This window comes from Chamaesiphon polymorphus CCALA 037 (assembly GCF_003003845.1).
GTDB classification, from domain to species: Bacteria; Cyanobacteriota; Cyanobacteriia; order Cyanobacteriales; family Chamaesiphonaceae; genus Chamaesiphon; species Chamaesiphon polymorphus.
This window is the reverse complement of record NZ_PVWO01000170.1, coordinates 1-10766: the sequence shown is the minus strand read 5'-3', so window position 1 is coordinate 10766 and position 10766 is coordinate 1. Positions and strand designations below refer to the sequence as shown.

Here is a 10766-nt window from a genome sequence, read left to right as displayed (position 1 = left end):
ATGGGTGGATGGGTGGATGGGTAATAATGGGTAATGGTTGCATTTTATCCACTATCCACTATCCACTATTCACTATCCACTAACTTACTGATTCAAGAAACTAATATCATCGATAAATCCTTCGGTGCTGGTGAAGGCGTATTGTTGAGCCAACCTATCGTCGATTTGGGCGGCTGCGGTATTGCCGATGGCACGATTGGCGATGGCTCTGGCTTTGTAAGCTTCAGTCATTCGGGGATTCCTACCGAGAGCCACATTCAGTTCCATTAAGCCTTGTCGATAGTCTTTGTTAGCTACTAATAATTGTCCTAATAGGGCGCGGGTAGCGGGCGATTGGGGGGCAATGTATACGGCTCGACGCGCGAGATTGAGTGCTGCTAGGGGATTGCGTTGAGCGTTACGGACGATCGCGAGGTTATTGTAAGCGTAATAAAGCTTCGGATCGAGTTCGATCGATCGTTCGAGATCGGCGGCGGCGGCACTATAATTGCGCAGTCGCAGTTGTGCTAGTCCCTGGATATTGTAAACCATCGCATTTTTCGGAGCCAGCGATATCGCTCGATTGCAGACACCCAGAGCTTCGCCGTGTTTGCCAAACTCGCTGAGGAAGAAACATTTGCCACCATAAGCCAACCCAGAATTGGGATCGCTCTGAATTGCCAGATCGGCATCGGCGATTGCCGCACCGATCCGTTTGAACGTGAAGTTGGCAGTAGCTCTGGCGAGATAAGCTTTGGTGTAGCGAGGATTGAGCTTAATTGCTTCATTCATTGCCTCGATCGAGCCGCCGAGATTGCCACGATTGAATCGATCGACGCCGATTAAGAAAAAGTCTACAGCTTGCGGAGTTTTGGGCGGATTTGTCGCGACGACGATCGGGGGCTTACCGCCGAAATCTACACCTAGTTTACCAGCCAATCGCATAAAAGTGTTAGTTGGAATCCCCAAATTAAACCCAGTTTTAATCCGAATATTTTCATTGATTTCTGAGGTTTTATTCGACTCTTGAACATCGCCTTTGCCGTGGATGGCGATCGTTTCACCAGCTTGATTAAATACTGGCCCGCCACTCATTCCGGGTAGGGTATTATTACTATAAACTAACGAATATCCGCCTGCTAATGGACGATTGGCATTAGCTGTAACTTTACCCTCTGTAAAATTATAAATCGATGCGTTGATGGCGGCTGTAGCTAGTGGAAAACCAGCAACGTAGACGATCGCACCTTCACTTGCTGTCTCGACATTGCCCAATTTGGCGATCGGATAATTAGTCGAGCTTTGAAACTTAACGATCGCCAGATCGGCATCGGTTGTTGCTTTAATATTCGTCGGAGTTAAGGGATAACTTTTACCATCTGGAGTGGTAAGTTTAAACTGTGCTTGACGATCTCGAACCACATGCGCCGCTGTCAAAACTGTATAAATATTGCCTTCTTTTCTAATTACTACTCCAGAACCGACAGAATTCTCACTATCGATCGAGACTGTCACTGATTTGGCAATTTTACCCACTTCGATCGCCGATAGTGCGCTTGCCGATGGAGCCAGCCAAAAATTGACGCCGACGATCGCACCAATCGGCAACCACTGCCAAATCCAGATAGACATCCCACTCAATCGATCGTTATGCATCTCTTTTGTCTTTGATAATTTCACCGCGCCCAGATCCAATCTCTTTTACTGACGTTAGATCTTCACTATGCCCATCTCGAACACTCTAAGTTTCAAGTCAAAATTAATTTTATCCCAGCGATCGCCAAAACTACCGCTAATAAATACCGGAGCCGTTGAGAGCCAATTCTTTTGCTACCATATTCCGCCCCGATCCATCCCCCGACAGCCGCGACGAGCGACCACAGCCAGAGACTCGATGCTAAAGTAGGTAACTTAGTCAGATAACCGAGCAATCCGGCGATCGAATTAACCGAGATAAATGCTGCCGATACGCCAGCAGACTCGGAAATTGTTGCCCATCCCATCAATAGCAGCAGCGGACTGAGAAAAATGCCGCCACCAACACCAGTTAACCCCGATAATAAACCGATTGCCATGCCTACTGCGATCGCTAAATATACAGAAATTGGGCGAGGTTGCTGTGGCTCCACATCGATTTTAATTAAGCCTAATCTAGCAGCCGCATAGAGTAATACCATCCCGACAATTGGCTTATAAATCTGAGTAGGTACCGTAATCGAACCACCGATAAAGGCACAGGGAACCGAACCGATTGCAAAGGGGATAAATAACGATTGCTTAAAATAACCCACGCGATAAAATTTCAGCGTCGCGATCGCTGAGACGATGATATTCAAGACTAAGGCTGTCGGTTTCATTACCGCTGGCGCGACACCAAATAGTGCCATTGCTGCTAAGTATCCCGATGCACCACCATGTCCGACCGAGCTATATAATATAGCAGCAATAAAAATGCAGACAGTTAATAATAATTCCGACACGATCTGGTTAACTCCACGATATCGTCAATGCGATTGTCAGCATTGAATAATTATTATAATCATCTCAGCCTTTATTAGCTAGAATTAAGGATTTACCTCTACATCGATTAGAATTTTTATGTGAAGTCTAATAGATATTTATCTCGATCGCCAATCTAGAGCAGTGGTTAGCATAAATCTTAATTATAGATTGTCAAGATGAAGGATACTAAGACCGATTTCAAGCAATGTTGAGATTACCCGATCGAGTGAAGCATTCCAAGCTGTCGAACATTATTTTACTCGATCTATTCCTGATGCTTGGCTCGATTGTTAACATAATAAATCAAAAAAAATACCATCTGCCAAGCTAATGGATGCACACTCATTCTTAAACTCTTCAATAGTCGATTTGTTTTCGATCGATAGGAATACCAAATTCATTTTCTGGCTCATAAGTAAATTTTTCAAGAAGTTTGTTTTTTATATACAAACCATATTTTCGATCGAATGCAGGTATTTTATCTAAGTATTCAAATATCTCTGCAACCGTTTCTTCATCTACACTTTCAATTATGGATGGAAGACCTTGTTCTTCAAAATTGAATGCTTGCCATGCTGTATATGCAATTGTATAAACAATTGTTCCCCAAGCAGAGTATTCGATTTCTCGATCGTATGCTAACGAACTATAAATACTTAGTCCAGTATCATTATCATTAGCCAATATCTAGCAAAGATCTTCGCCAGTAATTGGTGATTTTTCTGACAGCCAATCCCAGCATTTTTCTAATCCATGTTGAGCCTTAAGGTATCCATCTATATTGGATTTAATTTCACTCAAAACACTTTCTGTAAGACAAAGAAGATAGGCTACTCTCGCACGGATCGAGAGTGATTCAATATCCGTCAGTTGTTCCATGTCCACATTAATAATTAATATTTAGAAATATGAATATAGGTTGGTCAACGACCACAGACTTTTAAAGTTGTTATATTTTGATGATAAAACTATCGCGGAGATGAAAATTAGGTTCGGTGCCTTTGTGGGCTAATGCCCAGTAACTAATCTCATCTCGATTCTCCCTGGGAGAGGCTTCGCCAACGAATTTAACCACGGTTGTAATTGCGATTTCTAGTTCGCGTTCTGCCGGGATAATTTTAGTTAGATCCCACGAGCCAGAGAGTGAGAGTGTATCTAGTTGTCGATCGATCTGAAAGGGAAGTTCTGTAAATGCACTTTCGACTCGCAATCCCTGACGATAATTGTCGAGTCTAAATACGTTCCAATCGCCAGAAGGTGAGAGGTTGAATTCCCAATAATTTGGTTCGCCTGGAGAGCCGATAAAGAACTCAAAGCAAGTATGTTCCCACAGTGCAAATGTGCGGGTAGGTGAGTCGGAAGGAGGTAAGATGACTATGGAATCGAGATCGCCTTGGAGGTGGTATTCGATCGAAAGAATGTCATCCGATCGCTCGACTCGACCGTCGATTTTTACCTGTAGTAGACTGCGATCGGTCGGAAAAGGATAAAGAGTAAAAACACTCACGCTCGTAATTCCTCGATAATCGATCGAATGGTGGTTTCTTGGGCTTCAATACTGGCAGTAAGCTGGAACTGGACTAACGCTCGATCGAGATTATGAGTGGGATATTTGACCTTAAAATACACGCTTCCGGCTAAATAGTCGGTAAAAAAGCGCAATCCTAATTCGAGCGCAATTAATCGAATCCCATCAAAGATATATTCATAGTCATAATCTGTTAAGAAGCCGCTCGCTTGCGACAGATAGCCTTCTAAAATTGCCCGACACATGTGTGTGTCGAATTGTACCTGCTCCCAGTCTTTGGTTTCTTCGCCGAGCGGATTGCAACCCGATCGCAGACAATCGCCGATATCGTAGTGTACCAGTCCGGGTTTGACCGTATCGAGATCGATGACCCCGATCGCCTGTTGGGTGGTGGTGCAAATCATCACGTTATTGACCTTCGGATCGCCGTGGATCGGGCGTAATGGCAGCCGACCATCGTTTTTAGCGTCTTCCAAAACTCGCGCCCATTCCTGCCGCTCCTGGATGAAATTCAGGCAATATTCTACTTCGGAATCGCGCTCTACCTGCGTTGTCGGCAATACGCGGTGGTAATGTTCGAGATATTGCGGCGTGATATGAAAACCTTCGAGAGTATCGGCTAATCTTGTCGGATCGAGATCGCTAATTAAATCGTGAAATCGCCCCAAGGCATAGCCAACTTCGCGTCCGTGTTGGATATCCTGGATGATATCGATCGATTCGGAGTCATCGATAAAGCTAATCGCACGCCAATACGAGCCATCGGGTTCGACCCAACTATCTTCACCTGCTAATGTGAGTAATACCTGCGGTACCGCCCAACGTCTCTCGGTGGCGGTTTCTCGCGCTAATTTGTCAAAAATATGCTGGGTAAAGATCTGCATATTCTGCATTACCAGCGCGGGTTGTTGGAAGACATGAGTATTAATCCGTTGCAACACGAAGTGCGGCGCGATCTCGTTGGCGATCGTCACCAAGAACGTATCATTGATATTGCCACTCCCAAAGGCGCGAACGGCAATAACTTCTTGCGATGCAGCAAATTGTTGGGCGATAGTAGTCAGACGATCCAAGGTTCTACCTGAGAAATAACATGCCTAAATTATCGCGTAACTTGTTGCATCGATTTGTTTTCTAGCGATTCTACCAAAGACTTTTCTTCCAGTGCGATCGAGTTGTGCTCGGTTACCATTTGATTGTAGGTGTCTGTTTGAGCGGTGAGTTGGCTGACTAATTGATTGTAATTTCTGACTCGATCGTTAAAATTAGATATCTGGAAACGATAATCGCCTTGGGGATTAGCCACGATTGCCGTTTGGAGCGTCGAGCGTTCGGATGCAATGGTTTGCGCCTCTTGTTTCACCTGTGCGGACAATTGCTCTAGTGCCGATTTGCGGGTGGTTAATTCTTGACTGAGGGTTTTTGCCTTAGCTCGGAGCGCAGTAAAAACGCCCTCATAGCGTTCAGATAGAGCTACGACTGTCGATCGATTGGTAAAATACGCACGATAATATTCCTCTAGTTTGGGGCTGAGATCCCTTACTTCCGTCCCCAAAATCGAGTGCAGTTCGTTATCTACCGATTTGGGATCTTGACGATTGTATGTTGCGACTAACCTGAGAATGCGGGGATTTTGGAGTTGAATTAACGCCTGTTGTAATTGTTTATTAATTTGACTTTGCTCGAAGATCGACATCCGTTGATAGGCAACATGCAACATCTCATGAGCCGCAGTGACTTCCATCACTCCTTTGAGCCGAGGATCGGTAACCTCTTGGAGAAAAATACCTTTGCGGACGACATAACAACCTAAGACGATCGTGTGTTCGGAACCCTTGCACAAATTGAGTGAAGATTTTCTGGATTCGATCGTCGGGTTATTAACATAAAATAATCGCTGCGCTAGCGGCGTCATCGTCGTACTGGTGGCAAGTCTCGCGATCTCTGAGGGTGGTCGATAGGTAGCAAGTCTGCTCCAATCTTCGAGTTCTTGAGTAAACCTAATTCCGAGGATAACGACAGCTACGATGGTTGCAATAGTCAAATAACGTTTGAGTCGTTTCATATCAAATCGAAAGGCTAACTATATATATTTAGAGGTTTAATTATCTTGCCTTTTCCACTCTAACAAGGGATTACTCCGTGTGGGTATAAATACAGATGTAGAGGGTAGGTTTTAGGCTTTAGGCTTTAGGTTTTAGGCTTTAGGCTTTAGGTTTTAGGCTTTAGGTTTTAGGCTTTAGGCTTTAGGCTTTAGGTATTGTGAAACAGCGTTTCACCCATTACCCATCCACCCATCCACTCATCCACTCATCCACTCATCCACCCATCCACCCATCCACCCATCCACTCCCAACTCCTTTGTAAAACTTAGTTGCAACCCCCTGACCAAAGTCGATCGAGTGTGATAAATTGCTCTATAGGTATAGACAAATCCAACCTTAATTTTTGAGAGCGAGTGGTAATGCAGAACGATTTCGCCCAGACTGCCCCAGACGAGCAGTTAGCAGTAGGTGAGGAAATGAGTGACTATGTAGCCCATCTACAGATGCACATGGCACTTCAAGCTCGCAATCTCGTACCAAGGCTGACTAATGCAGTTGACAGTCGGGAATTGTTTTTGCATCAGACTCAAGCGCATTTTGAAAAATTGGCATCCCGCCAAGTTTGCTAATTTCAGATATTTGCCTAGGTTGATGCGAACGTGCTACCCAAAATCTCGTGTAACCGAACGACATTGCCAATCACGGCGATCGAGGGTGCGCTAAATTTTTCGGTTTCGACTCGATCGACAACAGTCGCTAAAGTAGCGATCAGAACTTGTTGTGCGGGTGTGGTACCCCAGCGTACCAGTGCAATCGGCGTATCGTCAGCCAAACCAGCCGTAATTAATTCGTGGGTAATGCGATCGAGATTGTGAACGCCCATATATACGACAATCGTCTCGGCACTATGCGCGATCGCACTCCAGTTGACGCCAGGACGGTATTTACCAGCCATTTCGTGTCCGGTGACAAAAATAACTGAAGAACTATAATTGCGGTGCGTCAGGGGGATGCCAGCGTAGGCTGGAGCGGCAATTCCTGACGTTACACCAGGCACTACTTCCACTGGAATTCCCGCAGCAATCAGATCTTCCATTTCTTCACCGCCGCGCCCGAAGATAAATGGATCGCCACCTTTGAGCCGCACGACGACAGCATGTTCGCGAGCTTTGGTAATTAATAGTTCGGTGGTTTCATTCTGGAGCAAAGAATGCCTGCCCATCCGTTTGCCAGCATCGATTTTCTCAGCATGAGGAGAAATGATGGCGATAATTTCGGGACTGACTAAGGCATCATAAATCACCACGTCAGCCGATTCTAATAATACTTTACCTTTAATGGTCAACAAGCCCGGATCTCCAGGCCCCGCACCGACTAAATAGACTTTACCCACTATCTCTGTTACCTGTCCTCTGTCTGAATTTTGCACTAATTTTAGAAGATGGCTGATGTACTCTATAGAAAGGGCGGGTTTGTTTTAGATCGTGGCACAAATGAGATCGCTTGCATAAACCCGCCCCTACAGATCCACATCTGGTGTTGTTTAATCGATCGCCACTACGGATCGATCGATGCTAAGATTTTGCCGATCGTGTTTACTAATGCTGGACTATTGCCAATCGGCTCGCCGAAAACCAATCGTACCTGTGGATACTGCTGTTGTAATTGGGCGACTGACTCAGCAATGGCGTCAGTGATGCCTCCTGAAAATAGAAAGTAAGGTATAATCCCAATTTCTGTAGCACCTGTATCGATCGCGGCTGCGACTTGCTGGGCTAAACTGGGAGGCACCGACCAATAAGCGGCGACTAGATCCATTCGCTCGGCCAATCGTTCGACGATCTCATTACCTCCAGCTCGGCGGCTACCATGAGCTAAAATAATACTCTGACGGGGCAGGCTCGAACGGTTCTGTGCAAACAAATTGGCAAAATCGGGATCTGAGCCTAAGAAAGATGTCACTCTTAACTTCACTTTATCGCCAATTTCGAGCTGGGCAAGTACCACCTCAGTGGGGATATCTTCCATCACATGTACGCCAGGAATTAAAAAGAGTGGTAGGATAACCACTCGATCGATGTCGCCACACTTACGGGCAAAATTACTAATTTGCAGGTGTAATGGTTTGTCAGCCAATTCTAGTTGTGCTGCCTCAACTTCGCTAGCTGGTGACAACTGCAAACGTAATTGCGCTACCAATCGATCGATCGCGATTTGCGGACGCGGATCGCGACTGCCATGAGAGACTAATAAAAAAGCGTCGGCCAATTTTAATGGATAGTGGATAGTGGATAACGATCGGTTTTGACACTAATCGAAGATCCATATTATATCGATTGCGATCGAGGATTGGGGATTACTTTAATAACTTCGTAAATTCCTGATTGGATTTGCTCAACCTAGCTTTGAGTTTAATCCCAAATCCGATCGCCAGTCCAATGCCGATCCAATTACTCGGCTCTGGTACGCTGGTAGCATTTGTGGTGATGCTGATATTGGTAATATCCACACTCGCACCCGCTGAAGTCGTGTTATCTCCCAAGAAAATAAAGTTGGGCGTTCTATAAACAGCACTTAACGGCCCCGTTGCACCAGTATAGTCTCGAACTAAACCAGTTAGCAGTGTATTCCCACCGCTAGTTAGCTGATATGTATTTCCTAATACATTTAATTGGTATGTACTTAGATTGTCGAGGATCGTACCGATCGTATTATTTTGTTCGCCAAGACTGTTAAAATTACTATCATTTTGAGAGAAAATATCGGGAGTCAGACCTGCGACTTTGGTGTTTTGCTTTCTAAAGCCAATTTCAATTCCGCGATTATCATTTCCTAAAACGATCGCGCTAAAACCCGCACGAAAGTCACCATTCGTACCATTATTAGTTTGGGAATTAGCTTTGAATGTAAAACTCAATGTATAGCCAATGCTATTATCTAGTACTGGAAATGATGAATTTACTAAACTACCACCGCTATTGTAATTAGAATACCCCGCATAAGTGGCTTCCAAAGTAGTATTTAGGGTGGTGGCACCGCCACTAGCTGTCTGCGTACCCGTACCTAAATTTGTGAAACTCAAGTAAGAGTTAGGGGCATTATAAAGATCTGGTGTCACGCCTGAAGTACCATCATATAGCACTGTCGTGACAGCACCAACTCGATCGAAACTTCCCGCTGCCATAGTACTACATGCTGCGATTCCGGCAATTATTAACCAAGACTTGAGTTGCATTGGCGACACCTCTTAAATATATAGATAAAACATAGATTCGTTCCTATTATGCTCGCGGTAAAATAGAAATCTAACTATTTTTAAGAAATATTACATAAGTTTTGCTAGCTACTGTCGCCCCCATCGAAATAGCTCTATCGTTACTTGTAGCTATGGTGGTAACAAGACAGAAAAATACCAAGAGCTGTGCAATTATTACGATAATGCTCAACTTATCGCAAGGATCGGAACGATGAATTACGATTTCACAGAACTGGCACGACTGTATAAAGACACGCTGCTAAATAATGTGGTGCCATTTTGGGAGCAAAACTCGATCGATTGGGAATGTGGCGGTTACTATACTTGTCTCGATCGATCGGGCAAAGTTTACGATACCGATAAGTTTATCTGGCTCCAGAACCGCCAGGTGTGGACGTTTTCAATGTTGTACAATCGGGTGGAGCAGCGCAGTGAATGGCTGAAGATTGCCGGACACGGTGCGAACTTTTTAGCCGAATACGGGCGCGATTTGCAGGGCAATTGGTATTTTGCCCTCGATCGATCGGGACAGCCCCTCGTACAGCCTTACAATATCTTCTCTGACTGTTTTGCGGCGATGGCATTCAGTCAATTTGCCCTCGCTGATGGCGAATCTTGGGCGAAAGATGTCGCCCTGCAAGCCTATCAAAATGTGTTGCGGCGCAAGGACGATCCCAAGGGTCGCTACAATAAAACCTATCCCGGTACTCGATCGCTCAAATCTCTCGCCGTACCGATGATTTTGGCCAATCTTACCCTAGAAATGGCTTGGTTATTGCCAGAGGAAGAACTCGACAGAGTTTTGGATCTGACTGTCACAGAAGTAATGGGCGACTTTCTCGATAAAGAGCGCGGCTTGATGTACGAGCATGTCGCTCCCGATGGCAGCCATGTGGATTGTTTCGAGGGTCGATCGATCAATCCCGGACACGGGATCGAGGCCATGTGGTTTATCATGGATATCGCCAATCGCCGTCAGGATCTTGCCACTATTAACCAAGCTGTCGATGTCGTATTAAATATCCTGAATTATGCCTGGGATGATAAATATGGTGGTATCTATTATTTCATGGATGCCGACGGCCATCCGCCCCAACAATTAGAGTGGAACCAAAAGCTATGGTGGGTACATGTCGAAACCCTCGTCGCGCTGGCAATGGGTTATCGGCTTACTGGTAGAGCGGAATGTTGGGACTGGTATTGTAAGGTGCATGAGTATACCTGGAGCCATTTTGCCGATCCGGAATATGGCGAATGGTTTGGCTATCTCGATCGTCAAGGTGAAGTATTACTCGATCTCAAAGGCGGTAAATGGAAAGGCTGTTTCCACGTCCCCCGCGCATTATTGATGTGCTGGAGAGAGTTTGAGGAATTGAGTAAGAGGTAGATGGGTGGATGGGTGGATGGGTGGATGGGTAGATGGGTAGATGGGTGGATGGGTGGATGAGTGGATGGG

Annotated in this window: 10 protein-coding genes and 1 pseudogene; 2 read left to right on the top strand and 9 right to left on the bottom strand. The window is 45.3% G+C overall.

Features of this window, described 5'->3' with window-relative positions; all coding sequences use genetic code 11:
- Positions 1-84: 84 nt before the first annotated feature.
- The 6 genes and pseudogenes from C7B77_RS14260 to C7B77_RS14230 all read right to left on the bottom strand — a co-directional run bounded on the left by C7B77_RS14260 (position 85) and on the right by C7B77_RS14230 (position 6074).
- Positions 85-1611, bottom strand: a complete 1527-nt coding sequence (locus C7B77_RS14260) for a tetratricopeptide repeat-containing S1 family peptidase (RefSeq protein WP_245894197.1) — start codon at positions 1609-1611, stop codon at positions 85-87.
- Between the two features lie 116 nt (positions 1612-1727).
- The gene (locus C7B77_RS14255) at positions 1728-2459 is read right to left on the bottom strand and encodes a sulfite exporter TauE/SafE family protein (RefSeq protein WP_106305854.1); all 732 of its coding nucleotides are present in this window, start codon (positions 2457-2459) and stop codon (positions 1728-1730) included.
- A 379-nt stretch (positions 2460-2838) separates the two neighbouring features.
- Positions 2839-3360: pseudogene (locus C7B77_RS31110) on the bottom strand (Imm6 family immunity protein).
- A gap of 70 nt (positions 3361-3430) precedes the next feature.
- Complete coding sequence (locus C7B77_RS14240; RefSeq protein WP_106305845.1) at positions 3431-3988, bottom strand: DOMON-like domain-containing protein; 558 nt, start codon at positions 3986-3988, stop codon at positions 3431-3433.
- A complete protein-coding gene (locus tag C7B77_RS14235; protein ID WP_106305842.1) occupies positions 3985-5082 on the bottom strand; it encodes a phosphotransferase enzyme family protein in 1098 nt (365 codons plus the stop codon). The genes C7B77_RS14240 and C7B77_RS14235 overlap by 4 nt, the downstream gene beginning before the upstream one ends.
- A 29-nt stretch (positions 5083-5111) precedes the next feature.
- Positions 5112-6074 carry a hypothetical protein gene (locus C7B77_RS14230; protein WP_106305839.1) on the bottom strand — a complete coding sequence of 321 codons (963 nt, stop codon included), beginning with the start codon at positions 6072-6074 and terminating at the stop codon, positions 5112-5114.
- A 399-nt stretch (positions 6075-6473) separates the two neighbouring features.
- Here C7B77_RS14230 and C7B77_RS14225 point away from each other — a divergent pair, with 399 nt between their 5' ends.
- Positions 6474-6683, top strand: coding sequence for a hypothetical protein (locus C7B77_RS14225; RefSeq protein ID WP_106305836.1), 210 nt, complete (start codon positions 6474-6476; stop codon positions 6681-6683).
- A 14-nt stretch (positions 6684-6697) separates the two neighbouring features.
- On the opposite strand, the gene cobA is transcribed toward C7B77_RS14225, so the two are convergent.
- The 3 genes from cobA to C7B77_RS14210 all read right to left on the bottom strand — a co-directional run bounded on the left by cobA (position 6698) and on the right by C7B77_RS14210 (position 9289).
- Positions 6698-7483, bottom strand: a complete 786-nt coding sequence (gene cobA / locus C7B77_RS14220) for a uroporphyrinogen-III C-methyltransferase (RefSeq protein WP_106305833.1) — start codon at positions 7481-7483, stop codon at positions 6698-6700.
- A 128-nt stretch (positions 7484-7611) separates the two neighbouring features.
- Positions 7612-8322: a sirohydrochlorin chelatase gene (locus C7B77_RS14215; protein WP_219892152.1), complete on the bottom strand. Its 711-nt coding sequence runs from the start codon at positions 8320-8322 to the stop codon at positions 7612-7614.
- A gap of 88 nt (positions 8323-8410) precedes the next feature.
- On the bottom strand, positions 8411-9289 hold the full coding sequence (locus C7B77_RS14210) for a choice-of-anchor Y domain-containing protein (protein WP_106305827.1): 879 nt from the start codon (positions 9287-9289) through the stop codon (positions 8411-8413).
- A gap of 232 nt (positions 9290-9521) precedes the next feature.
- On the opposite strand from C7B77_RS14210, the gene C7B77_RS14205 reads away from it, so the two are divergent.
- Positions 9522-10697 (top strand): n-acyl-d-glucosamine 2-epimerase, encoded by a 1176-nt coding sequence (locus C7B77_RS14205; protein ID WP_106305824.1) that lies wholly within the window; start codon positions 9522-9524, stop codon positions 10695-10697.
- The last annotated feature ends 69 nt before the right edge of the window (positions 10698-10766 follow it).